This window comes from Magnetospirillum sp. ME-1 (assembly GCF_002105535.1).
Lineage (GTDB): Bacteria > Pseudomonadota > Alphaproteobacteria > Rhodospirillales > Magnetospirillaceae > Phaeospirillum.
Map to the genome: position 1 here is coordinate 2,618,489 of NZ_CP015848.1, position 24,389 is coordinate 2,642,877.

Annotated in this window: 22 protein-coding genes; 11 read left to right on the forward strand and 11 right to left on the reverse strand. The window is 67.9% G+C overall.

Going from position 1 to position 24,389, the window contains the following annotated elements:
- Window positions 1-3 precede the first annotated feature (3 nt).
- Window positions 4-1,005, forward strand: coding sequence for an inorganic phosphate transporter (locus WV31_RS12420; RefSeq protein WP_085373854.1), 1,002 nt, complete (start codon window positions 4-6; stop codon window positions 1,003-1,005).
- Between the two features lie 140 nt (window positions 1,006-1,145).
- Here WV31_RS12420 and phoU read toward each other — a convergent pair whose 3' ends face one another.
- Together phoU and pstB are read right to left on the reverse strand one after the other, a co-directional pair.
- Window positions 1,146-1,865, reverse strand: a complete 720-nt coding sequence (phoU, locus tag WV31_RS12425) for a phosphate signaling complex protein PhoU (protein WP_085373855.1) — start codon at window positions 1,863-1,865, stop codon at window positions 1,146-1,148.
- A gap of 14 nt (window positions 1,866-1,879) precedes the next feature.
- Window positions 1,880-2,656 (reverse strand): phosphate ABC transporter ATP-binding protein PstB, encoded by a 777-nt coding sequence (pstB, locus tag WV31_RS12430; protein WP_085373856.1) that lies wholly within the window; start codon window positions 2,654-2,656, stop codon window positions 1,880-1,882.
- A 133-nt stretch (window positions 2,657-2,789) separates the two neighbouring features.
- Between pstB and cobO the strand changes: the two genes are divergently transcribed.
- Both cobO and WV31_RS12440 read left to right on the forward strand, forming a co-directional pair.
- Window positions 2,790-3,395, forward strand: coding sequence for a cob(I)yrinic acid a,c-diamide adenosyltransferase (cobO, locus tag WV31_RS12435; RefSeq protein ID WP_085373857.1), 606 nt, complete (start codon window positions 2,790-2,792; stop codon window positions 3,393-3,395).
- A gap of 121 nt (window positions 3,396-3,516) precedes the next feature.
- Window positions 3,517-6,306, forward strand: coding sequence for a [protein-PII] uridylyltransferase (locus WV31_RS12440; protein ID WP_085373858.1), 2,790 nt, complete (start codon window positions 3,517-3,519; stop codon window positions 6,304-6,306).
- 183 nt (window positions 6,307-6,489) lie between these two features.
- On the opposite strand, the gene WV31_RS12445 is transcribed toward WV31_RS12440, so the two are convergent.
- From WV31_RS12445 to WV31_RS12465, 5 genes are read right to left on the reverse strand one after another with little or no spacing between them, the layout of a single operon-like run.
- Window positions 6,490-7,647: a glycosyltransferase family 9 protein gene (locus tag WV31_RS12445; protein WP_085373859.1), complete on the reverse strand. Its 1,158-nt coding sequence runs from the start codon at window positions 7,645-7,647 to the stop codon at window positions 6,490-6,492.
- Between the two features lie 3 nt (window positions 7,648-7,650).
- On the reverse strand, window positions 7,651-8,772 hold the full coding sequence (locus WV31_RS12450; RefSeq protein WP_085373860.1) for a glycosyltransferase family 9 protein: 1,122 nt from the start codon (window positions 8,770-8,772) through the stop codon (window positions 7,651-7,653).
- The gene (locus WV31_RS12455; RefSeq protein ID WP_085373861.1) at window positions 8,769-9,887 is read right to left on the reverse strand and encodes a glycosyltransferase family 9 protein; all 1,119 of its coding nucleotides are present in this window, start codon (window positions 9,885-9,887) and stop codon (window positions 8,769-8,771) included. The genes WV31_RS12450 and WV31_RS12455 overlap by 4 nt, the downstream gene beginning before the upstream one ends.
- Before the next feature lie 12 nt (window positions 9,888-9,899).
- Window positions 9,900-10,286, reverse strand: a complete 387-nt coding sequence (locus WV31_RS12460; RefSeq protein WP_068429835.1) for a DUF6165 family protein — start codon at window positions 10,284-10,286, stop codon at window positions 9,900-9,902.
- Between the two features lie 52 nt (window positions 10,287-10,338).
- Entirely contained in the window at window positions 10,339-10,947 is a 609-nt protein-coding gene (locus WV31_RS12465; protein ID WP_085373862.1) for a hypothetical protein, read from the reverse strand.
- Window positions 10,948-11,143: 196 nt separating this feature from the next.
- Between WV31_RS12465 and WV31_RS12470 the strand changes: the two genes are divergently transcribed.
- The 3 genes from WV31_RS12470 (at window position 11,144) to WV31_RS12480 (ending at window position 13,607) form a co-directional block, all read left to right on the forward strand.
- Window positions 11,144-11,617, forward strand: coding sequence for a CreA family protein (locus tag WV31_RS12470; protein WP_085373863.1), 474 nt, complete (start codon window positions 11,144-11,146; stop codon window positions 11,615-11,617).
- The gene (locus WV31_RS12475; protein WP_085373864.1) at window positions 11,617-13,266 is read left to right on the forward strand and encodes a hypothetical protein; all 1,650 of its coding nucleotides are present in this window, start codon (window positions 11,617-11,619) and stop codon (window positions 13,264-13,266) included. The genes WV31_RS12470 and WV31_RS12475 overlap by 1 nt, the downstream gene beginning before the upstream one ends.
- Window positions 13,267-13,394: 128 nt before the next feature.
- Window positions 13,395-13,607 carry a hypothetical protein gene (locus WV31_RS12480; RefSeq protein ID WP_085373865.1) on the forward strand — a complete coding sequence of 71 codons (213 nt, stop codon included), beginning with the start codon at window positions 13,395-13,397 and terminating at the stop codon, window positions 13,605-13,607.
- 69 nt (window positions 13,608-13,676) lie between these two features.
- Here WV31_RS12480 and ppa read toward each other — a convergent pair whose 3' ends face one another.
- The 3 genes from ppa to WV31_RS12495 all read right to left on the reverse strand — a co-directional run bounded on the left by ppa (window position 13,677) and on the right by WV31_RS12495 (window position 16,759).
- On the reverse strand, window positions 13,677-14,222 hold the full coding sequence (ppa, locus tag WV31_RS12485) for an inorganic diphosphatase (RefSeq protein ID WP_085373866.1): 546 nt from the start codon (window positions 14,220-14,222) through the stop codon (window positions 13,677-13,679).
- Window positions 14,223-14,238: 16 nt separating this feature from the next.
- Window positions 14,239-15,360, reverse strand: a complete 1,122-nt coding sequence (gene ald / locus WV31_RS12490) for an alanine dehydrogenase (RefSeq protein ID WP_085373867.1) — start codon at window positions 15,358-15,360, stop codon at window positions 14,239-14,241.
- A 61-nt stretch (window positions 15,361-15,421) separates the two neighbouring features.
- Window positions 15,422-16,759 carry an AmpG family muropeptide MFS transporter gene (locus WV31_RS12495; protein WP_085373868.1) on the reverse strand — a complete coding sequence of 446 codons (1,338 nt, stop codon included), beginning with the start codon at window positions 16,757-16,759 and terminating at the stop codon, window positions 15,422-15,424.
- Window positions 16,760-16,877: 118 nt separating this feature from the next.
- Here WV31_RS12495 and WV31_RS12500 point away from each other — a divergent pair, with 118 nt between their 5' ends.
- The 5 genes from WV31_RS12500 to WV31_RS12515 all read left to right on the forward strand — a co-directional run bounded on the left by WV31_RS12500 (window position 16,878) and on the right by WV31_RS12515 (window position 23,168).
- Window positions 16,878-17,798 (forward strand): cation diffusion facilitator family transporter, encoded by a 921-nt coding sequence (locus tag WV31_RS12500; protein ID WP_085373869.1) that lies wholly within the window; start codon window positions 16,878-16,880, stop codon window positions 17,796-17,798.
- 81 nt (window positions 17,799-17,879) lie between these two features.
- Entirely contained in the window at window positions 17,880-19,295 is a 1,416-nt protein-coding gene (gene argH, locus WV31_RS12505) for an argininosuccinate lyase (RefSeq protein WP_085373870.1), read from the forward strand.
- Complete coding sequence (lptM, locus tag WV31_RS22130; protein WP_237051284.1) at window positions 19,292-19,468, forward strand: LPS translocon maturation chaperone LptM; 177 nt, start codon at window positions 19,292-19,294, stop codon at window positions 19,466-19,468. The genes argH and lptM overlap by 4 nt, the downstream gene beginning before the upstream one ends.
- A 19-nt stretch (window positions 19,469-19,487) precedes the next feature.
- Entirely contained in the window at window positions 19,488-20,762 is a 1,275-nt protein-coding gene (gene lysA, locus WV31_RS12510; RefSeq protein ID WP_085373871.1) for a diaminopimelate decarboxylase, read from the forward strand.
- A gap of 99 nt (window positions 20,763-20,861) precedes the next feature.
- The gene (locus WV31_RS12515; protein ID WP_085373872.1) at window positions 20,862-23,168 is read left to right on the forward strand and encodes a DUF4175 domain-containing protein; all 2,307 of its coding nucleotides are present in this window, start codon (window positions 20,862-20,864) and stop codon (window positions 23,166-23,168) included.
- 80 nt (window positions 23,169-23,248) lie between these two features.
- Here the strand turns inward: WV31_RS12515 and WV31_RS12520 are convergent, their stop codons facing one another.
- Window positions 23,249-24,277: a DUF3426 domain-containing protein gene (locus tag WV31_RS12520; RefSeq protein ID WP_085375565.1), complete on the reverse strand. Its 1,029-nt coding sequence runs from the start codon at window positions 24,275-24,277 to the stop codon at window positions 23,249-23,251.
- Window positions 24,278-24,389: the final 112 nt, after the last annotated feature.

The window sequence follows — 24,389 nt, forward strand, 5'->3', positions numbered from 1 at the left end:
CCGATGGAATCCGTCGCCTTTCCCATCATCGTCGCCCTGGTCATCACGGCCCTGGTGTTCGACTTCCTGAACGGCCTGCACGACGCGGCCAATTCCATCGCCACGGTGGTCTCCACCCGCGTGCTGTCGCCCAAATACGCGGTGGCCTGGGCGGCGTTCTTCAACACCATCGCCCTGCTGTTCTTCACCACCAGCGTGGCCAAGACCATCGGCACCGGCATCGTCCAGCCCGGCCTGATCGACACCCACGTGATCTTCGGCGCCCTGGTGGGCGCCATCACCTGGAACGTCATCACCTGGATATTAGGGATTCCGTCGTCCAGCTCCCACGCCCTGATCGGCGGGATCGCCGGCGCCGGCATCGCCAAGGGCGGCCTGGGCGCCCTGGTGGCCGCGGGCTTCATCAAGACCGGCTCGGCCATCATCCTGTCGCCGCTGATCGGCCTGCTGCTGGCCATGCTGCTGGTTCTCGGCGTGTCGTGGATCTGCCGCCGCACCACCCCCTTCGCGGTGGACCAGCGCTTCCGGGTGCTGCAGTTCTTCTCGGCGGCCATGTACTCCCTGGGTCACGGCGGCAACGACGCCCAGAAGACCATGGGCATCATCACCGTGCTGCTGTTCAGCCAGGGCATGCTGGGCGACACCTTCCACGTGCCGCTGTGGGTGGCGATCACCTGCCAGATCGCCATGGGCCTGGGCACCCTGTTCGGCGGCTGGCGCATCGTCAAGACCATGGGCTCCAAGATCACCGACCTGCGCCCCGTCCAGGGCTTCTGCGCCGAGACCGGCGGAGCCATCACCCTGTTCGGCGCCACCTGGCTGGGCATCCCGGTGTCGACCACCCACACCATCACCGGCGCCATCATCGGCGTCGGCGCGGCGCGCAAGCTGTCGGCGGTGCGCTGGCACGTGGCCGGCAACATCGTGGTGGCCTGGGTGATCACCATTCCGGCATCCGGTTCCATCGGCGCCCTGTTCTACTGGCTGTCCACCCACTTCTGGTAGGCGGACGCCGGTAATCGGGGCTGCCGCCCCGACCCCGCCTGGAGGTGAACCTCCAGACCTCTCTTTGATCTATTCATGGATGGAAAATGGGATCCGGGGCATTGGCCCCGGATGGGTTTGGGCGATAGCCCAATCCGATTTCACTCCGGATCGGCGCCGACGAAGGACGAATCGTCCTTCTTGGTCCGCTCCCGCAGCGCCGCCCGGCCGAGAATGCGGAAATGGGCCAGCTCGGCGATGTTGGTGGCGTGGTCGCCGATGCGCTCGAAATTCTTGGCGATGAACATCAGGTGCGAGCACGGCGTGATGTTCCTGGGGTCTTCCATCATGTAGGTGAGGATCTCACGGAACAGCGAGGAATAGACGTCGTCGATCTCCTGGTCGCGGTCGCGGGCCGCCACGGCGCGGGCGGCGTCGTGACCGAGATGGGCGTCCATCACCTCCTTGACCAGGGCCAGCGCCAGACGGCCGAGGCGCAGCAGCGAGCGCATGGGCTCCACCGGCGGCAGGCGGTTCAGCACCAGCGAGCGCTTGGCGGCGTTGGCGGCCAGATCGGCGATGCGCTCGATCTCGCCGGCGATCTTCAAGGCCGCCACCACGGTGCGCAGATCGTCGGCCACGGGGGCGCGCAGCGCCAGCACGCGGACCGTCTGCTCGTTGACGAAGGCCTCGACCGCATCCACCTGGGCGTCGCTTTCCATCACCCGGGCGGCCAGCTCGCTGTCGCGCCGTTCCAGCGCATCCAGCGCCGAGGCCAGTTGCGCCTCGGCCAGCCCCCCCATGCGGGCCAGCGAATCGTCCAGCCGGGCCAGTTCGGAATCGTAGGATTTGACGATATGCGGTTCGCCGATGGTGGTCATCTCGATGAACTCCCTCAGCCGAAGCGGCCGGTGATGTAGCCCTGGGTCAGCGCATTGGCGGGCGCCGTGAAGATCTGCTCGGTGGCGCCCACCTCGACGATCTCGCCCAGGTGGAAGAAGGCGGTGGTCTGGGATACGCGGGCCGCCTGCTGCATGGAATGGGTGACGATGACGATGGTGAAGGCGTCGCGCAATTCGTCGATCAGCTCCTCGATGCGCGCCGTGGCGATGGGGTCCAGCGCCGAGCACGGCTCGTCCATCAGGATCACCTCGGGCGCCACGGCGATGGCCCGCGCGATGCACAATCGCTGCTGCTGGCCGCCCGACAGGCCGGTGCCCTGGCTGCCCAGCAGGTCCTTGACCTCTTTCCACAATCCGGCCCGTTCCAGGCTGGAGCGGACCAGGACATCCATCTCGTCGCCCTCGGCCGCCAGGCCGTGCAGGCGCGGGCCGAAGGCCACGTTGTCGTAGATGGATTTGGGAAAGGGATTGGGCCGCTGGAACACCATGCCGACCCGGGCGCGCAGCAGCACCGGGTCCATGCCGGCGGGACCGTAGATCTCCTCGCCGTCCAGGGTGGCCTGGCCGCTGACCCGGGCGGCCGCGATGGTGTCGTTCATGCGGTTGAGGCAGCGCAGGAAGGTGGACTTGCCGCAGCCCGAGGGGCCGATCAGGGCGGTGACCTCACCCTCGGCGATATCCAGGTCGACGTCTTTCAGCGCCGGCTTGCCGCCGTAATGGACGCCAAGCGCCCGGGCCGTCATCTTGGGCTGGACCGCTTGTTCCGTCATGTCGTCCTTCCACTGATCCGCAGGGCTTATACCGCCGGACCGGGCGGGAAAAACGTGAAGGATTTGTTTCAGTCTTGACCGGCGCCCGCCGCACGCCATCTATGGCGAACCCACCCCCGTCGCCGGAGAAACCATGACCGAGGACACCGACCAGCGCCACCGCGAGAAAATGGCCAAGAAGAAGGCGTCCCGCGACAAGCTGATGGCCAGGAAGACCGGGGCGCGCGGCGTGATGATCGTCCATACCGGCGCCGGCAAGGGCAAGTCCACCGCCGCCTTCGGCATGGCGATCCGGTGCGTCGGCCACGGCATGAAGGTGGGCGTCATCCAGTTCATCAAGGGTGCCTGGGACACCGCCGAGCGGCGGGTGATGGAGGGCTTCGGCGATCTGGTCACCTTCCGCGCCATGGGCGAGGGCTTCACCTGGGAGACCCAGGACCGCGCCCGCGACATGGCCGCCGCCGCCCGGGCCTGGGACTTAGCCGCCGCCATGCTGGCCGATCCCGAATACAAGATGGTCATCCTGGACGAGATCAACGTGGCGCTGCGCTACGAATACCTGGACCTGGAGACGGTGCTGGCCGCCATCCACGCCCGGCCCGAGGGCCAGCACGCGGTGCTGACGGGCCGCAACGCCCTTCCCCCGGTGATTGAGGCCGCCGATCTGGTCACCGAGATGACCATGGTGAAGCACCCCTTTAAGGGCGGCATCAAGGCCCAGGCGGGGGTGGAGTTCTAGTGCCCATTTGACAGGCATGTGGCGGCGCATGCCCAATCTCCGTCCGAAGGGGCTGGCGGGGCTCCGCTTCCGGCCCCTATAATCACCGCTTCGTTCCTTTCCGCGATGACGGCACCCGACCATGAGCAAGATCAAAGGCCAGCGCGCCATCATCAACCGCCAGGCGGTCATCGCCCGCCTCGACGCGCTGGTGGACGAGGACCTGCCCAAGAACAAGCGGCGCATGCGGGCGCTGGAGATCTTCAAGCAGGTGCTGGCCGCGGGCCGCGCCGAGGTCCGCGCCCGCTTCGACGTCCACGGCGACGGCACGGCCACGGTGCGGGAAAACTGCTTCCTGATCGACCAGCTGGTCCGCCTGGTCCACGACTACGCCTGCGACCGCGAGTTCCCCCAGGGCGTGCGCACGGCGGGCGAGACCATGAGCCTGGTGGCCGTCGGTGGTTACGGGCGCGGCGAGCTGTCGCCCCATTCCGACATCGACCTCTTGTTCCTGCTGCCCTACAAGCGCATGCCCTATCACGAGCAGGTGGTGGAGTTCATCCTCTACATGCTGTGGGACATGGGGCTGAAGGTGGGCCATTCCACCCGCTCGGCCGAGGATTGCGTAAGAAACGCCAAGGCCGACCTGACCATCCGCACCGCCCTGTTGGAAATGCGCTGGCTGTGGGGCGACCGGGCGCTGTTTGACGATCTGTGGGCCCGCTACACCGCCGAGGTGATGACCGGCACCGCCGAGGCCTTCGTGGAATCCAAGCTGGCCGAGCGTGATGCGCGCCATTCCAACATGGGCGATTCCCGCTACGTGCTGGAGCCCAACGTCAAGGAGGGCAAGGGCGGCCTGCGCGACCTGCACACCCTGTACTGGATCGCCAAATACGTCTACCGGGTCGAGGACGTCTCGGAACTGGCCGACAAGGGCATCATCTCGCGCCCGGCGGCACGGCGCTTCGCCAAGGCCCAGGCCTTCCTGTGGGCGGTGCGCTGCCACCTGCACTACCTGACCGACCGGCCCGAGGACAGGCTCACCTTCGACGTGCAGCCCGAGATCGCGGTGCGCATGCATTACGCCGACCGCGCCTGTTCCCGCGGCGTCGAGCGCTTCATGAAGCACTACTTCCTGATCGCCAAGGACGTGGGCGACCTCACCCGCCTGTTCTGCGCCCTGACCGAGGAAACCTTCAAGAGCAAGCCCCGGCGCCTCCAGCTGGGCCGCCTGTTCTCGCGCCGCACCACCGTGGCCGGTTTCCATCTGGAAGGCGGCCGCCTCGACGTCGGCACCCCCGACCAGTTCGAGAAGGACCCGGCGGCCATGATCCGCCTGTTCCACACCGCGCTGGACCAGGACGTGGACATCCACCCCCATGCTCTCGACATGGTCCACCGCAATCTGAAGCGCATCGATGCGGCCTTGCGCACCGACGCCACCGCCAACCGGCTGTTCGTCGAGATGCTGACCAGCCGCAAGAACCCGGAAGTGGCGTTGCGCCACATGAACGAATCCGGCGTTCTGGGTCGCTTCATCCCCGATTTCGGCCGCGTCGTCGCCCAGATGCAGTACGACATGTACCACGTCTACACCGTGGACGAGCATACGGTGCAGGCCCTGGGCGTACTCCATGCCCTCGAGCGCGGCGATTTGAAGGCCGAGGCCCCCACCTCGTCCGAGGTGATCCATCAGGTGGTGTCGCGCCGCGCCCTGTTCGTCGCCGTGTTCTGCCACGACATCGCCAAGGGCAGGGGCGGCGACCATTCCGCCCTGGGCGCCGATGTGGTGATGAAGCTGGGCCCGCGCCTGGGCCTTACCGACGAAGAGACGGAATCCGCCGCCTGGCTGGTGCGCGAGCACCTGTCCATGAGCCGCATCGCCTTCAAGCGCGACATCGACGACCCCAAGACCATTTCCGACTTCGTCGCCCTGGTCCAGTCGCCCGAGCGCCTGCGCCTGCTGCTCTGCCTCACCGTCGCCGACATCCGCGCCGTGGGGCCCACCGTGTGGAACGCCTGGAAGGCCGGGCTGCTGCGCGAGCTCTATTCCCGCGCGCTCGAAATGATGACCGGCGGCCTGTCGGGCACGGCGCGCGCCGCCCGGGTCAAGGCCGCCCAGGAGGCGCTGCGGTCCGAGCTGTTCAAGCTGTCCTGGCCGCCCGAGGAGATCGAGGCCCATATCGCGCGGGGCTATTCCACCTATTGGACCACCTTCGACACCCCCATCCACCTGCGCCACGCCCGGCTGGTGAGGGAAGCCGAGGCGGTCAGGGCCCCGCTCACCGTCGAGCCCCGGGTGGACAGTCACCGCGCCGTCACCGAGATCGTCGTCTATACCGGCGACCATCCCGGCCTGTTCTCACAAATCGCCGGGGCCATGGCGGTGTCGGGGGCCAACATCGTCGACGCCAAGATCATCACGCTGGCCAACGGCATGGCGCTCGACACCTTCTGCATCCAGGATTCCGACGGCGGCGCCTTCGACAGCCCGGCCAAGCTGGCCAAGCTGGCCACCTGCGTCGAGCAGGTGCTGTCGGGCCGCACCCGCCTCGACCGCGAGCTGGCGGCGAGGAAGGGCAAGCTGCCGTCCCGAGCCCACGTCTTCAAGGTGCCGCCCCGCGTGCTGGTGGACAACAAGCCGTCGCGCTCCCACACCGTGGTCGAGGTCAACGGCCGCGACCGGCCGGGCCTGCTCTACGACATCACCAACGCCATGACCAATGTGGGGCTGCAGATCTCGTCGGCCCACATCTCCACCTATGGCGAGCGGGTGGTGGACGTGTTCTACGTGAAAGACGTGTTCGGCCATAAGATCGAGCACGGCCGCAAGCTCGACCAGATCAAGGCCACCCTGCTGGCCGCCCTGGAAGACCCGGCGGCCAAGGCTGATGCCAAGGCGGCGGGCGGACCCAAGGCGGCGGAGTAGACGGCGGCCCTCGATGGGCTCTGACAGGGTGCGGAAAAACCCATTTCCTCTCCCTTTCTATCGTCACCCCCGCGCAGGCGGGGGTCCATGTTGACGCAATTTGGCAGCATCAACACAAGATGGAGTTGGCTGATGCATGGATTCCCGCTTTCGCGGGAATGACGAGAGTTTTTCCGCAGCCTTCTAAACCCCCACCAGCTCCCGCACCGTCGCCCACACCGCATCGGGCGTGATCCCGGCGACGCAGGGGAAGGAATCCTGGGGGGTGGCCCGCTTGGGACAGCGCCACAGGCAGTGGTAGCACTCCATGGGCGCGTTGAGGAACCGGGCCTTGGGCGGGCGGATCTCCTCGGGGTAGGGCACGAAACAGCCGAAATGGCCGCCGCCGGCCAGCAAGACGGTGGGCGCGCCCACGCCGATGGCCAGATGGCCGGGACCTGAATCGTTGCCCACCACGCAGGCCGCGTGCTTCATGACGTCCACGGTCTGGCCCAGCTTCAGGGTGCCGATGGCGTCGATCAGGCCGGGATGGTTCAACTCCGCCAGGGCGGGCTTGGCATGGGCCTCCTGCGGCCCGCCGACGAACACCACCCGCAGCCCCGAATCCAGGGCCTGTTTCGCTACGGCAATGAAATTGGCCAGGGGCCAGCGCCGCCCCGGCTCGTTGGAGCCGATGAACATCACCACGTAAGGCCCGCCTTGGGGCAGCGCCGGCGCGCGGTCGGGCCAGGGGATGGACGGCGGCTCGGGCCGCATGCGGGTGCCCGAAAGCGCCTGCAGGAAGGTGAAATGCCGCAGCCCCTCATGGGTGGGATAGGGGCCGGTGTCGATCACCCTGGTGGCCCGGGCCAGATACCAGGCGTATTCCGCCTTGGTGCGCTCGGTAACGAAGGGGGCGCAGACGATGCGCTCCGCCGCCCGGCTGGCCCACACCAAAGTGTCGGCGGTCAGCGTCTTCCTCATGAACATGTCGCACAGCGCCGTGGCAAAGCCCTGGCGGCGGATCCACAGGGCGATTTTCAGGCGATAGAGCCACTTCTTCTCGAAGGCGTGCTCGTCGATGGTCACCACGGTGAAACCGGCGAAGACCTCGTCGATCACCGCCTTCCATGAATGGCAGCCCAGCACGGTGATCTCGGATTTCGGCAACCCCAGGATGTCCGGGTAATGCTCCAGCGCGGCGCGGAACATCACCATGTCGCCGATGCCGTCCATGCGCACCACCACCGCGCCCTTGCGGTTCCTGGGACCGGGCCACAGGGCGACGATGGCGTCGATGGGACGGAACATCCACCAGCGCCGGCGCATGCCGCGCGGAAACAAAGTCGACAGCAGGCCCATGGATCAGAACACGCCCCGCGCCACCGAATCGCGGACGAAGGCCAGCACCTGGTCGGTGTCGATGGCGTTGACGCACTTGTACATGCCGTCTTCCAGGGGGAACTTGCAGCGACCCAGGCAGCCCTGGCATTCCATGGGGATGTAGACGAACTGGACGTTGTCGGGGATAACCCGCTCGTCATAGGGCACGCCGGCCCCCACATAGGCGGCGCTGGCCAGGCACAGGGTGGGCGCGCCCAGCAGCACGGCCAGATGCAGGCCGGCGGTATCGACGCCGATCACCAGCTTGGACCCCAGCAGGATCGAGGCCAGCTTCTCGAAGCCCGAGGTTTCCATCCGGACGTTGGGCTGGGTCAGCAGCGCCATGTAATCGGGATTCTTGTCGAAATCGTTCTTGTGCCCGGCCACCAGCACCTGCCAGTTGGCGGGCACCAGATCGGCCAGCTGGCGCCAGGTCTCGGCCGGCAGCATGCGCTGCTTCACGCCCGAGAAGGGCAGCAGCACAATGGTGGGACTAAGCAGCGCCTCGGCATTGGGCAGCTGGCTGTCTTCCAGCAGGGCCAGGACCGGCGGCTGGCGGTCGTCCAGCACCTCGTCGGCGAAGCGCGACCAGCGGACGATCTTGTCCTGGCGCACGGGGCCGGAATCGAACAGCAGGTCGAAGACCTTCTCGCTCTCCTCCAGGCGCTGGTGGAAGTTGCGCTTGAAGGGCGGCGGCACCATGCCCGCCGTCTCGGCCGGATCGGCGGTGATGATCAGCGCCTCGTCCTGGTCGTGCTCGCGCACGTAGTCCAGCGAGACGATCAGCCGGTAATGCTGGGAAAACAGGTCGGTGAAGGTGCTCCAGCGGTACTCGACCTCGTCCAGGCGCCGGAAATCCACCTTGCGCAGCTTCAGCGTGCGGGGAAACAGGAAGGACATGCCGGCGGCGTCGGCGCGGCACAGCAGGGTGACGCTCTCGTCCAGCTTGGCCAGGCGCATGAAGCGGGGCAGCACGGCGGACAGGAACACCATCTCGGCCGGCCCGCGCGAACTGACCAGCAGCACGCCCTCGGCCCGCTTCCGGCGCTTCTTCCACCGGAGCAGGAGCCTTAAGATCGGATCAAGCAGGGCGGCGATCTTCATGAACCTCCCTCCACCATCCTGGCAATGTCCGCCAAAATCGCGTCGGAGTCGAGAGCCGCCACGCAAGGAAACATGGAATTGGTGGCGGGAAGGCGGCAATCGCCCAGACAACCGGCGCATTCCATGGGCTGGAACAGCACCTTCAGGTTGCCGGGCATCACCTCGTCGGCATAGGGCACGATCTCGCCCACGAAGCCGGCCGAGGCCAGGCACAGGGTGGGAACCCCCAGCGCGGCGGCCAGATGCATGCAGGCGGTGTCCACCGAAACCACCAGCCTGGCGCCGCGCAGGATGCCCGCCAGCTGGTCAAACGGCGCCGGCTCGAACGAGACGTTGGGCAGTTCCAGCAGCGGGCGGTAATCGGGATTCTTGTCCAGATCACTGGGATGGCCGGCGATGCGCATGCTCCAGCCCGCCGGCAGCGCGGCGGCGATGCGGGCGTAAAGCGCGGGCGGGCTCTGCTTTTCGCGGACCGCCGAGAAGGGCTGGACGATCACGGTCGGGCCGGGCAGCCCGACGGGGGCCGGCATCCGCTCGGGCGGCAGCTCCACCCGGGGCGGAGGCTGGACGATGCCGGTCAGTTCGCAAGCGAAACGGGTCCAGCGCACCACCTTGTCCTGCAGCGCCGCGCCTGACTCGACGATGCGGCCCCAGCGCTTTTCATTGGCGTCGAGGCGGGCCTGGTACTTGGCCCAGGGCCGGGCGCGCATGGCGGTGGTCTCGGGCGCCTGGCAGGCGAAGGCCAGGGCCTCGTCCAGGTCGGGATGGCGCTTGTAGTCGGTGGAGACCACCAGACGGTAATGGGCCTTGTAGAGATCGTCGAAAACGGTGCCGCGATAGGCCGCATCCCTGCCCAGCCGCCCGAAATCCACCTTGATCACCCGGATTTCCGGCGGGAACAGAAAGGCCATCTTCGCCCCATCGGAGCGCAGCAGGACGCTCACCGTCTCGCCCGGCTTCGCCAGCGCGGCGAAGCGGGAAAGAACCAGGGCGAACAGCACCGTGTCGCCCAGGCCGCCCGCCGACAGCAGCAGCACGCCCGAGGCCGCGCCCGGCCGGAGCGGCCGGGGCCTTACGCGGCGGAGCGTATCGGAGATCAGGCGGCCGAGCTTCACGGCGACGCCTCCTCAGTACGGAGCGTAGGACTTTTCCTCGATCAGCGCCGAGCCCAGCAGGTCGTTGACCTTGCGCTTGGACGCCGCCCGCTCGTCGTTGGTGAAGTAGACGGCACGGGCCAGCTCGACGAATTTCGGCCCGAAATCCTTGGCGCGCTCGCAATCGCGGATGTCGTCCTCGATCACCCACAGCTTCTCGTTGATGGCCTTGAGCTCGGCCGACAGCGCCGCCAGACCGGCGTGCCTGGGAAATTCCCGCTCGCGCACCGCCACCAGCTCGTCCAGTTCCTTGGTGACGTTGGCGATCTTGGCGGCGTCGGTCAGACGCTCGGCCTTGATCTCGAGAATGGTGATCTTGTCGATGATCTCGCCCCAGGACTGGGGAACCAGAACGGACATGGCAAACCTTCAGCTAGCCGGAAATTGTGCCGGTCTTAGCAGATTTATCCCGTCAGCGCATCTCGATCCTGACCAGCCCGGCCAGATCCGCGTAATCCACCAGGATGCGCCTGACCCGATCCTGCCACAGCTCGGCGAAGCGGGCATGATCCTGTGCCTCGCGGCTGCCGGCCAGCACGCGCTGCAGGCGCTCGCGCATCTCGGGGTCGGCGGGCACCAGCTCGGGGTGATAGCTGGCCACCGCCGTCTGGCCGTCGTCCAGGCGGCGAAGCGCCAGCTCGGCGCCGATATTGGCGGAAAAGCGCTGCAGGTCGTTGCGCCCGAAGCGCCCGGCGATCCCCTTGAACCCGCCCGGCCCGGCGGCGCCGGTCACCAGACCGGCGACGGCGGCCATCACGCCGGTGACGCCTTCGTCCTGGGCGTCGTCCATCAGCACCTGGACGGCGCCGCGCTCGGGCATGCCGTCGGGCCACAGGGCGCGCAGCGCCCGGATGGTCATCAGCCAGGCGCCGGCCACGGTGGGACAGGAATGACCGGCCAGACGCACCGCGTCCTCGTAGCGATAGGTGATCATTCCGTCGGCGGGCGCGCCCAGGAAGGCGGCCAGGGGGTCCTTCAGGGTAATGGCGGGAGCATCGGCGAAAAAGGCGGGGAACGGCATGGCGGTTTCCTGGCTCGGCGGGGCGGGGTCGGCGGGGGCAGCGCACTTTGCCCGTCGCCCAAGGCCCCGGCCTTGAGTTTGGTCAGGCGCGATATATGTCTCTTATGTAAACGCATTCACACTTCTCTCATGATTTCCCGGCTATGGTTGACGTTACGTCAGTCCGTCCGCCCCCTGGAGCTTATCGGCCGATACCATGATCACGGTCACCCGCCCCGCCCTTTTCGCCATTTCGATGCTGATGCTTGCCGCCCGACCGCTGGGCGCCGAGGAGATCGGCAGCGTCTCGACGGTATTCAAGGCCCTGGGGCCCAACGACAAGATCGTGGTCGAAGCCTTCGACGACCCCCGGGTGGCCGGGGTCACGTGCTATCTGTCCCGGGCCAAGACCGGCGGGATCAAGGGCGGCGTCGGCCTGGCCGAGGACACCTCGGACGCGTCCATCGCCTGCCGTCAGGTGGGGCCCATCCGTATCGAGGGCACCCTGAAGGACGGCGAGACGGTGTTCAAGAAGGACACCTCGCTGCTGTTCAAGACCCTGCAGGTGGTGCGCTTCCACGATAAGAAGCGCGACGTGCTGGTCTATCTGGTCTACAGCGACAAGATCATCGACGGTTCTCCCAAGAATTCAGTGTCGGCGGTGGCCATCGAGAAGAATTGGAAACCGTGATGAGCGAGTCCCTGCCCGCCGACCAGAAACTGCTGCTGGACGACATTCTGGCCCGGCTGCGCAAGGTGGAGAACTCTCCCGACCTGTTGCGCTTCATGGCCGAGATGCTGCGCACCCTGCTGCGCCGTCAGGGCGACGCCCAGTTCCTGGCGGTGATTCAGGACGCCTTCGCCGCCGGGCTGCCCGGACTGGCCTTCGCCGAGCAGAAGGAACTGGCCGCCGAGGTGATCCAGGTGGTGATCACCAAGCGGCCCGAGATCGCCCTGGCCTGGCAGAAGATCCACGGCATCCCGCCGCGGCAGGCGCCGGCCGCCGCACCCGCCCCCGCCCCGGTACCGCTGCGCCGCGCCGCCGACCTGCCCATGGAAATGCCGCCGCCCCTGCCCCAGGGCGCCGACGATTACGCCTTCACCCATGCCGAGGCCTTCGTCGCCACCCAGCTGGGCGACGCGCTGGAAAAGCGCCTGGCCCTGATGCGGGTGCCGCTGCCGGCCATTCCCTCGGCGGCCTGGTGCCTGGACCAGCCGTTCTTCCTGTTCGTGCCGGGCTTCGCCAGCATCGCGCGGGCCTTCCTCGCCGGACCCGTCCTGCGCCGCTGCCGCGACGGGCTGGAAAAGCGGGTGCTGTCGCGCATCGACCACGACGTGCTGACCAAACCCGACCGCCAGGCCGCCTTCTGGGAGGAGGTGCGCGAACTGGTATTGAAGGTGGTGGACGAGACGCTCGCCAAGCTGGCCACCCACCACAAGGCGGCCGAGGCCAAGCAGGCGGCCATCGCCAGGACCGGCAACGAAGGCAACGAAGGCTTCAGGATGGTCGAGATGCCGGTCACCCGGCCGCGCACCTACAATCTTCTCGGCGTCGAATTCGCGCTGGGCAAGGTCACCACCACCAAGCGGGTCAAGGTCAAGGTGCCGCCGCCCTACAAGCTGGAGCCCGCCGAGATCGAGGCCATGGACCTGATCGGCGAGTTCCGCAACGGTGCCGCCCAGGCCGGGCTGAACCTGCCCGACGCCGCCGATTTCCAGTTCCTGCGCACCCTGCTCAACTTCAACACCCGGCTGTTCGCCCAAACCCGCGACGAGCTGATCGGCCTGGCCGGGCACGAGGACACCACCAGCGGCTTCCTGACCGAACGCCTGAAGGCCGCCGACAAATCCTTTACCAACTTCCTCACCGACACGCTGGTGATGATGATGTTCACCCGCTGCGGCGACACCAGCTTCCGTCTCGCCCAGTTCCACGCCGTCTGCGTCGGTTCGGCCCGCGACAAGAGCGCCATGGTGGCCAAGCGTCCCTTCATTCCCGCCGAGCTGGCGCGCCGGCCCCGCGAACTGGCGGTGCAACTGCGCGAGGCCCTGCGCCGCCGCCTGCACATGGACGCGGTGCTGGGCTCGGTGGAACGCCTGCTGGACTGCTACAAGGTGATGGGCCGCAACCTGTTCGGGCCCGAACTGGACGAGGCCCGGGCGGTGATCACCGCCTTCCCCATGGTCTTCGCCGCCGACCCGGAAGTCGCCACCTACACCGGCATCGCCAAGCTGGTGCTGGCCACCATCAACGGCGAGCAGGCCGACCGCTCCATCTGCCTGATGCGGGTGGGACAGGCCTATGACCGTATCGGCCGCAAGGCGGCGGCGACGGCGTAGTCAAATACGATAAAATTGTCAGCGATTTGAAAACTATACTATAGGCGCAGGCCTCGCCTTCGCGAAACCCGCTGCTTATACTTTCGAGCTGGGGCTATCCTGCCTTCATGGTGAACAGGGAGGCCGTCATGCTCATCGTCGATCTGGGACTCAGCCGCCAAGTCAATTACGCCCCGCTGACCGTCAACGGTCCGGACTACCTGATGGAGCTGGGACGGTATATCGCCCGCACCATCGCGGATGTGGAGGTCCACGCCCACCTCGACCCGGCCATGGCCACCGACATGGTGTTCCACAGCCAATGCCTCGACGATGCCGAGGAGATGGCCGAGCATCGCTGAGACAAACGCAAACGCCGCCCCCGATGGGGACGGCGTCGCGTCGGTCGGACCCTCGGCGGGAGGGACGGCCTACTTCTTCTTCGGCTTGGCCGCGATGGCGCGGTCGATGGATTCCTGAATGATCTGGGCGGCGCGCTCCGGCCCGCCCCAGCCCTTCAGCTGAACCCACTTGCCCACTTCCAGGTCCTTGTAGTGGACGAAGAAGTGCTCGATCTGCTGCACCAGGATCTTGGGCAGATCCTCGTAGGTGGTGACGCCGTCATAGAACGGGTGCAGCTTGGAATGGGGCACGGCCAGGATCTTCTCGTCCATGCCGGCCTCGTCTTCCATCAGCAGCACGCCGATGGGACGCGAGCGCATCACCGAGCCCACCGCCACCGGAATGCGGCCCACCACCATGACGTCCACCGGATCGCCGTCGGCCGACAGGGTGTGGGGCACGAAGCCGTAATTCACCGGATAGTACATGGCGGTGTTGAGGAAGCGGTCCACGTACATGGCGCCCGATTCCTTGCAGATCTCGTACTTGACGGGATCGCCGCGCAGCGGGATCTCGATGATGACGTTGACGTCGCGGGGCGGATTCTTGCCGATTGGGATCTTCTTGAGGTCCATTTGTGCTTTGTTTCCCTTAAGGAGAGGAAAGGGCTGTCTCGGGCGCCACGTGGGCGTAGCCGAGATCCCGGGCCACGGCGGCGTGGGTGACGCTGCCCTGGTGAACGTTGAGACCCGCGCGGAAATGCGGGTCAGAGGAAAGCGCCTGGACCAGACCCTTGTCGGCCAGGGCCAGGACGAACGGCAGCGTGGCGTTGTTCAACGCGAAGGCCGAGGTGCGCGCCACCGCGCCCGGCATGTTGGTGACGCAGTAATGTACCACACCTTCGTCGAGATAAGTGGGCGCGGCATGGGTTGTGGGGCGCGAGGTGGCGATGCAGCCGCCCTGGTCGATGGCCACGTCCACCACCACCGAGCCGGGACGCATGGCGGCCACCAACTCGCGGCCGACCAGACGCGGCGCGCTGGCGCCCGGCACCAGCACGGCACCGATCAGCAGATCGGCCTCCAGCACGTGGTGCTCGATATTGTCCATGGTGGCGTAGGCGGTCTCCACCGTGTTGAGCAGCAATTCGTCGATCTGGGCCAGACGGGTGAGCGAGCGGTCGAGAACCACCACGCGCGCCCCCAGGCCCACCGCCATGCGGGTGGCGTTGGAGCCCACCACGCCGCCGCCCAGCACCACCACCTTGGCCGGGGCCACGCCGGGCACGCCGCCCAGCAGCACGCCCGAGCCGCCCTGCTCCTTCTCCAGGCAATGGGCGCCCACCTGGATGGACATGCGCCCCGCCACCTCGGACATGGGCGCCAGCAGCGGCAGGCGGCCGTTGGCATCGGTCACCGTCTCGTAGGCGATGGCCGAGACGCCGGAGTCCACCAGTGCCCTGGTCTGGGCCGGATCGGGGGCGAGATGGAGATAGGTGAAGAGAATCTGGCCTGAGCGCAGCAGGGGGAATTCCACCGCCTGCGGCTCCTTGACCTTGACCACCAACTCGGCGAGGCCGAACACCTCGGCGGGGGTGGCGGCGATCTCGGCCCCGGCGGCGCGATAGGCGGCGTCGGAGCAGCCGATGCCCGCCCCGGCCTGGGTTTCCACCGTCACCTTGTGGCCGTGGTGGACAAGCTCACGCACCGAGCCGGGCGTCAGCCCCACCCGGTATTCATGACTCTTGATCTCCTTGGGAACGCCGATGCGCATTCCGCCCCCGACACTTGGAACCGTTCCTAAAACCTGACAATGAGGCCTCGGGCGTCCACTTTCAACCGGGCTTGGACGCAACCCGGCCCTGCTGCTTCATCAACCAGGGCAGAATCAGCAAGGCGGGCAGGGTCACCACCGTGGTCATCAGGAAGAAATCCACCCAGCCGAACATGTCGGCCAGCTTGCCGCTGGCCGAGGCGAACAGGGTGCGGCCCACGGCGGTAAGCGACGACAGCAAAGCGTATTGGGTGGCGGTATAGGCCAGATTGCACAGGCCCGAGAGGTAGGCGACCATGGCCGAACCGGCCATGCCGGCGGTCAGGTTCTCGGCCGCCACGCAAACCGCGAGCGCCCAGACATTGTGGCCGGCCAGGGCCTGGACCACGTAGAACAGGTTGCCCAGCGACTGCAGCACGCCGAAGACCAGCAACGCCCGCATCACGCCAAGCCGCGCGATCAGCGCGCCGCCGATCACCGTGCCGGCCACCGTGGCGCCGAAGCCGAACACCTTGCTGACATAGGCGATCTCGGACAGGGCGAAGCCCATCTCGATATACAGCGTGTTGGCCATGGCGCCCGCCATGGCCTCGCCCATCTTGTAGCCGATGATGAACAGCAGCACCGCCCACCAGGCGGGCCGCGCCATGAAATCGGCGAAGGGGCAGACCACCGCGCCGTAAAGCCACGCCGCCACCTTGGCCGGCGTGCCCCGCAAATGGGGCCGCGCCGCCAGGTAATCGGCGGCGCGCCGCTCGCGCTCCAGCGTCGCCGCCGAGGTCTTCACCTCGGGCTCCGGCCCCAGCAGGAATACCGCCATGCCCACGCCCAGCAATGCCGCCATGGTGGCGTAGGCGGCGAACCAGCCGAAATGCTCGGCCACCAGCAACGCGCCCGCCCCGGCGGCCAGCATGGCCAGACGATAACCGGCCTGAACCGCGCCGGCGCCCGGGCCCTGCTGGCTGTCGTCCAGGATTTCCACGCGATAGGCGTCGATGACGATGTCCTGGCTGGCCGAAAGAAACGCCACCACCACCGACAGGGTTGCCGTCAGCCAAATCTGCTTCACCGGATCGGTGGAGCCCAGACCCAGGATGAAGACGATCAGCAGGGCCTGGATCACCAGCCCCCACGACCGCCGCCGCCCCAGCCAATGGGTCAGGACGGGAAGCGGCAACCGGTCGATCAGCGGCGACCACAGGAATTTCAGCGCATAGGGCGTGCCCACCAGGGCGAAGATGCCGATGGCGGTGCGCGAGATGCCCTCGCCCTTCAGCCAGGCCGACAGGGTCGAGAAGGTGAGCAGCAAGGGCAATCCGCTGGAAAACCCCAGCAGCAGCACCATCACCACCCGCTTCTCGCCATAGGCCTCGAACCCGGAAAGCCAGGACCGGCTCATGCGCGGATCATTCTGTCGGGATGGGGCATCGGGACGGACCACAAGATGTTGAGGCTTTCGCACTCTACCCTTGACCTTCCCCCCGATAAAGCCTTCATCCTGCCGGGACGGAGGTTGCATGAGCGGTCACCATCACCACCACCATGATCATGGCCATGCCCACGGCCCGGCCCGGCACGACCGCGCCTTCGCGCTCGGCATCGCGCTGAACCTGGGCTTCGTCGGGCTGGAAGCCTGGTGGGGGGTGGCGGCCAATTCCCTGGCCCTGCTGGCCGATGCCGGCCACAACCTCTCCGACGTGCTGGCCCTGGTTCTGGCCTGGGCGGCCAGCGGCCTCGAGCGCCGCGCCGCCAGCCACCGGCGCACCTACGGACTGGGCCGCGCCACCATCTGGGCCTCGCTGATCAACGCCCTGGCCCTGCTGCTGGCGGTGGGCGGCATCGGCTGGGAAGCGATCGGCCGCTTCGGCCATCCCCAGCCGGTGCAAGGCGGCGTGGTCATGGCGGTGGCGGCGCTGGGCATCGTGGTCAACACCGGTACCGCCCTGTTGTTCATGAAGGGGGCAAGCGGCGACCTCAATCTTCGCGGCGCCTTCCTGCACATGGTCGGCGACGCCGCGGTGTCGGCGGCGGTGGTGGTAGCCGCCCTGCTGATCGGGCTGACCGGCTGGTGGTGGCTGGACCCGGCCATCAGCCTCGGCATCGCCGTGATCATCGCCTGGAGCAGCCTGTCGCTCCTGAAGGAATCGGTGAATCTCAGCCTGGACGCGGTGCCGGCCGCCATCGATCTGGACGCGGTCGAGCATTTCCTGGCCGGCCAGGAGGGCGTCGGCGGGCTGCATGACCTGCATGTCTGGCCGCTGTCCACCAGCCGGGCGGCGCTGACCGTCCATCTGGTGATGGAGCGGATGCCCGGGGACGATTCCTTCCTGCACCGGCTGGCCGACCAGCTGGAACACCGTTTCGGCATCGGCCACGCCACCATCCAGCTGGAACATGGCAGTGACGGGCATGCCTGCCGCCTGACCGAGGCTCATTGACGGCCAAGTCTTCCAGCCCCGGCCCGAAGGGTGTAGGTTGGCGCAAAATTCCTTAACTCTCGCGCTTTCACCAGGGCTTTCATGACCGACACCGACAAGACCAAGGCCGCGTCCTCCATGTGGGGCGGGCGGTTCGCCGGCGGCCCCGCCGCCATCATGCAGCGGATCAACGCCTCCATCGATTTCGACAAGCGGCTCTATGCCCAGGACATCCGGGGCTCCAAGGCCCATTGCCGCATGCTGGTCAAGCAGCAGATCCTGACGCAAGCCGACGGCGTGCTGATCCTCGAAGGGCTGGACAAGGTGCTGGCCGAGATCGAGGCGGGCGACTTCCCCTTCAGTCACGCGCTCGAGGACATCCACATGAACGTGGAATCCCGTCTGGCCGAGCTGATCGGCGAGGCGGCCGGGCGGCTACACACGGCGCGGTCCAGGAATGATCAGGTGGCCACCGATTTCCGCCTGTGGGTGCGTGACGCCATGGACGGCATGGACGGCGCGCTGCACGAGCTGCTCAGCGCCCTGCTCGACCGCGCCGAGGAGCACGCCGCCACGGTGATGCCCGGCTTCACCCATCTGCAGACCGCCCAGCCGGTGACCTTCGGCCACCACATGATGGCCTATGTGGAGATGATCTCGCGCGACCGCTCGCGCCTCCGGGATGCCCGGGCGCGGCTCAACGAATGCCCGCTGGGCTCGGCCGCCCTGGCCGGCACCTCGTTTCCCATCGACCGCGAGGCCACCGCCAGGGAACTGGGCTTCGCACGCCCGATGCGCAATTCGTTGGACGGCGTGTCCGACCGCGATTTCGCCCTGGAATTCATGTCGGCCAGCGCCATCTGCGCCGTGCATCTGTCGCGTCTGGCCGAGGAGCTGGTGATCTGGACATCGGCCCAGTTCCGCTTCGTCACCCTGTCGGACGCCTTCACCACCGGCTCGTCCATCATGCCGCAAAAGCGCAACCCCGACGCCGCCGAGCTGATCCGCGCCAAGACCGGCCGGGTGATCGGCGACCTCAACGCCCTCTTGATCGTCATGAAGGGCCTGCCGCTGGCCTATTCCAAGGACATGCAGGACGACAAGGAGCCGGTGTTCGAGGTGGCCGACACCATGGAGCTGGCCATCGCCGCCATGACCGGCATGGTGCGTGACATGACGGTCAACGTCGACACCCTGCGCGCCGCCGCCGGGGCGGGCTTCACCACCGCCACCGACATCGCCGACTGGTGCGTGCGCGCGCTCAAGATGCCGTTCCGCCGCGCCCACCACGTGGCCGGTTCCCTGGTCAAGCTGGCCGAGGGCAAGAATTGCGGCCTGGAAGACCTGACCCTGGCCGAGATGCGGGAAATCGAGCCCGGCATCACCGAGGAGGCCCGCGCCGTGCTGTCGGTGGATTCCTCGGTCAACAGCCGCACCAGCCTGGGCGGCACCGCGCCGGCCCGGGTGCGCGAAGCGGTGGCGGCGGCCCGTCTGCGCCTGAAGGAGGACGTCAAATGATGATGCGCTCCATCCTGGTGGTCGCCCTGGTCGTCGCCCTGGCCGCCTGCGGCCGCAAGGGCATGCCCGAGCGGCCCGACGACGCGGTCTATCCCCGCGACTACCCCTATACCCCCCTGCCGGCGGAACCGAAGAAAAAGACCCCCGATCCGACCACCAATTCCGCCTACTGACCGGCCTTCAGGAACACCGATGAACCACTTCCATTACTCGAACGGCGAGCTGTTCGCCGAGGACGTCGCCATCGCCCGCATCGCCCGCGAGGTCGGCACGCCGTTCTATTGCTACTCCACCAAGACGCTGGAACGGCACTACACCGTGTTCGCCGAGGCGCTTGCCGCCGCCGGGCTGGACTCCACCATCTGCTTCGCCCTCAAATCCAATCCCAACGTGGCGGTGGTCCGCACCTTTGCTCAATTAGGGGCAGGCGCCGACGTGGTCAGCGAGGGCGAGCTGCGCCAGGCCCTGGCCGCCGGGGTGCCGCCGGCCCGCATCGTGTTCTCGGGCGTGGGCAAGACCCGGCACGAGCTGGAATTCGCCGTGGCCAAGGGCATCTTCCAGATCAACGTGGAATCCGAGCCCGAGCTGGAGATGCTGTCCGAGATCGCGGCGGCACGCGGCCAGGTGATGCCCATCGCCATCCGGGTCAACCCGGATGTGGACGCCGGCACCCACGCCAAGATCACCACCGGCAAGAAGGAAAACAAGTTCGGCATCGAATGGACGCGGGCCCGCGAGGTCTATGCCCGCGCGCATACGCTGCCGGGCGTCGAGCCGGTGGCCATCGCCTGCCACATCGGCTCGCAGCTGACCGAGCTTGCCCCTTTCCGCGAAGCCTTCATCCGGGTCCGCGATCTGGTGGCCATGCTCAGGGCCGACGGCATCGACATCCGCCGCCTGGACCTGGGCGGCGGCCTGGGCGTGCCCTATGACGACGAGACCCCGCCCGAGCCCAAGGCCTATGCCCAGGTGATCAGGGAGACCCTGGGCGACCTCGGCTGCCGCTTCGTCTTCGAGCCCGGCCGCCTGCTGGTGGGCAATGCCGGCATCATGGTGTCGTCCATCATCCGGGTGAAGGAGGGCAGCACGCGCACCTTCCTGATCGTCGATGCCGCCATGAACGATCTGGCGCGGCCCTCGCTCTACGACGCCTACCACTCCATCTTCCCGGTGGCCGAGCCCAAGGCCGGCGCCGTCCTGGCCGAAGCCGACGTGGTCGGCCCGGTCTGCGAGACCGGCGACACCTTCGCGCGCCAGCGCCGCCTGCCCCCCATGCGGGCCGGCGACCTGCTGGCCTTCGGCACCGCCGGGGCCTATGGCGCCGCCATGTCGTCCACCTACAACACTAGGCCGCTGATTCCGGAAGTGCTGGTCAAGGGGGGCGGCTACGCGGTGATCCGCGCCCGGCCCAGCTATGAGGACATGCGGTCGCTGGAAAGCCTGCCCGGCTGGTTGAGCGATGGCTGATTGGGCTGCCGCCCAAACCCGCCCGGAGGCATGCCTCCGGACCTCCCTTTCTTTTGAAAGGTCAGGGTCCGGGGGGCAGGTCCCGATGAAAGCCTGATCATGACCTCCCTCTCCCACAAGCTGCGTCTGGCCCGCCTCGCGCTGCTGTGGGAGCGGGCGTGGCCGCCGGTGGCGGCGGCCCTGTCCCTGCTGGCCCTGTTCCTGGCGCTGGCCCTGTTCGATCTGGGCCCGTTGCTGCCCTTCTGGCTGCATGCCGCCCTGGCCCCCGCCTTCGCGCTCGCCATCCTTGTCCTGCTGGGAAAGGCCTGGCGGGTGCGGCGCCCTTCCGACGAAGAGGCGGCACGGCGGCTGGAACGGGATTCCGGCGCCGCTCACCAGCCGCTCTCCACACTTGCCGACCATCTGGCCACCGGCGACGAGGCTTTGTGGCAAGCCCACCGCACCCGCATGGAGCAGGAGGCCCGGCGCTTGCGGCCCGGCTGGCCCAACCCGGTGCTGCCCTTCAAGGACCCTCTGGGCCTGCGCTTCGCCGCCCTGTTGCTGCTGATCATCGCCGCCGCCGGGGCTCGCTCCGACCTGTCCGGCCGGCTGGCCCGCGCCGTCGATCCCTATACCCACCGCCCGGCATTGGACTCCGACACAATGGAGGTGTGGATCGTGCCGCCGGCCTATACCGGCCTCAGCCAGACCCTGCTGAAGCCGGGCCAGGGCGCCGTCGCAATCCCGGCCGGCAGCCTGGCCCGCGCCGTGACCTCGTGGCGGGGCTGGGGCGGCTCCGCCCTGTCGGCGGGAAGCGGAGCGGCGGCGTTCGGAGATGACGGCCGCGCCGAGCTGACGGTGACGGAAGGGCCCAGCCTGGACGTCCGCCTGGGCCTGCGCCTCGCCGCCTCCTGGCCCATTTCCATCCGTCCCGATCTTGCGCCCGAGGTGACGGTTGCCCAGCCGCCCAAGGACGACGAGCGCGGCCGCCTCACCCTGGAGCTGGACGCCCGCGACGATTACGGCCTGGCGCGGGCCTGGGTGGAGGTCCAGCCCCTGGACGAGGCGGCCGAGCCGCTGCGCCTCGACCTGGTGCTGCCGGGCGAACGGGTGCGCCAGGCCCGGCTGGCGCTGCGCGCCGACCTGGCCGACCATGACTGGGCCGGGCGGAAGGTGCGCCTGGCGCCGAAGGCCGAGGACGGCGCCGGGCAGGTGGGCGAAGCGCCGCCCTTCGAAACGACCCTGCCCGAGCGCCTGTTCCGCCACCCCCTGGCCCGCGCCCTGGTGGAGTGGCGCCGCCGTTTGAGCGACGCCCCCCGGCTGGGGCCCGAGATCGCCGAGGAGCTGCGGCAAATTCTCGACGAGCCCCAGGCCTTCGGCGGCGACCGGCGGGTATTCCTGGCGCTCTCCGTCACCCGCCACATGCTGATGGGTCCCGGCTTCGAACGCGACCGCATGCGCTCGCTGCTGTGGTACGCGGCCACCCGCCTCGAGGACGGCGGCCTGCCCGCCGCCGAGAAGCGCCTGGAGGAGGCGCGGACCCGCCTGGAACGCGCCCTGGCCGGTAAGGCCGAGGCGGGCGAGCTGTCCCGGCTGGTCCACGAGCTGGAAGCCGCCCTGGAGCAGTGGATGAACGCCCTGGCCGAGCTGGGCCTGGACGAGTCCTCGCTGCCCCCCGAATCCGGGTCCCAGGCCATGGATCTGTCCGACATGCTGGACCAGCTGCGCGGGCTGGCCGAGACCGGCGACCGCGAGGGGCTGCGCCGCCGCCTGGAGCAGATGTCGCGGCTGATGGCCGAGATGGGATCGGGGGCGCGGGGGCAAAAGGGCGACCCCGCCGCCGCCGAGGCCATGCGCCGCCTGAAAGACCTGACCGCCCGCCAGCAGGACCTGCTGGACAAGAGCTTCCGCAAGACTCCTATCCCTGAGGAGCAGGACGGAGAGGCCCCCCGCCGCAAGCCGTCACCGGCCGACCGGGCCGAAGGCCGCAAGGCCGCCCAGGAGCAGAAGGCGCTGCGCCAGGCCCTGGACCAGCTGGCCAAGTCCCTGGACCAGCCTCCCGATTTCCTTGCAGAGGCGGAACGGTCCATGCGCGGCGCCGAATCCAGCCTGGACGAGGGCGATTGGGGCGACGCCGCCGAGCAGCAGGCCGAGGCGGTCAAACGCCTGCAGGACGGTGCCCGCCAGATGATCGAGCGCATGGAGGCGGCCCGGGGCAAGGGCTCGCCCGCCTTGCTGCCCAGGGATCCCTTCGGCCGCATGCTGAACGGCTCCACCTTCGCCGATGACGGCCGCACCAAGGTGCCCGGCCGTTCCGACACCATGCGGGCGCGGGAAATCCTGCAGGAATTGCGGCGGCGTTCCGGCGATCCGCACCGGCCGGAGCCGGAGAAGGACTATCTCAAGCGCTTGCTGAAGCCGTTCTGAGGGGACGGAATATCAGCGGGGCTCGCGCCCCGATCCCCCCGTCGGGAGGCGAGCCTCCCGAACCCTCTCCTGTTTTAAAACTACTTCGCCTCGGCGGGCTTGGTCTCGGCGGGCGGGGCGGCGGGAGCCGCAGGGGCCACGGGGGCCGTATCCGCCGCCGGAGCGGGCGGAACGACCGGTGCGGGGGCCGGAGCCGGAGCCGGGGCGGCCGGAACCGGCGGCGGCGCCATGGCGGGCTTGCCCTCGGCGGCGTCGACGAAGACCACCACCACCTCGACGGCGTTGGGGTCGGGCCGTTCCAGCATAATCTTGAAGCTGACCGTGCCCTGGGAGGCCAGTTCGGTAACCGGCGGCTGCGACAGCTTTTCCTGGACCGCCTGCTTGTTGCGGTCCATCAGCACCAGCTTCATGGTCGGCACCGGCCGGGCGCGGTCGGTGACGTTGGCGATGATGCCGCGCACCACCAGCACGTCGGTATCGTTGTGGACGAAGCGTTCCGGCGTGCCGGCCTTGCGCAGTTCCAGCCCGGCGCCGGGCTTTTCCCGCCGCAGACCCGCCTGGCCCAGCAATTCCCCGGCCTCGGGCACCGCCTCGACCAGATGGTCCTGGAAGTAATAGCCGGCACCGCCCAATCCGCCCAGGATCAAGAGGACCAGCAGCACCCACAGCATGCCCGTGCCCTTCTTGCCCTCGCTCGCCGCGGTGGAGAACAGCTCGGGCACCGGCTGGGGACCGTCATCCATCAGATCGATCTCGCCGGCCCGCTCCATGCCTTCGTCGGGGGGCAGGCGGTTGGCGAAGGAGGGAACCGGCGGAGCATCCAGGTCGAAATCGTCGTCGGCCGCCGCCGCCGAGGGACGCGGCGCATCGAACACCGTATCGTCCTTGACCGGATTGAAGGCCGACACCTTGGAAAAATCCGGCATGGGCGGCTCGGGCGGTGCGAAGGACGGTCCGGCCAGATCCAGGTCGGTGTCGTCGTCCATGGGCAGCGGCGTCTGGAACCACTTGTGGGCGCACTTGGCGCATTTCAGCTTGCGCCCGGAGGTTCCGAGCGCGCTGTCGGGAATGGAGAAGTTGGTCGCGCAGGCGGGGCAGGTGATCAGCATGGTCTGCAAGCACCGGAAAAGATTTATTTCTTATAGGCTGGAGCCGGGACCAACACAAGCGGGTACGAAGACGCCGCGGAGCTCTGAACTCAGATTGAGAAACGGTTGAATT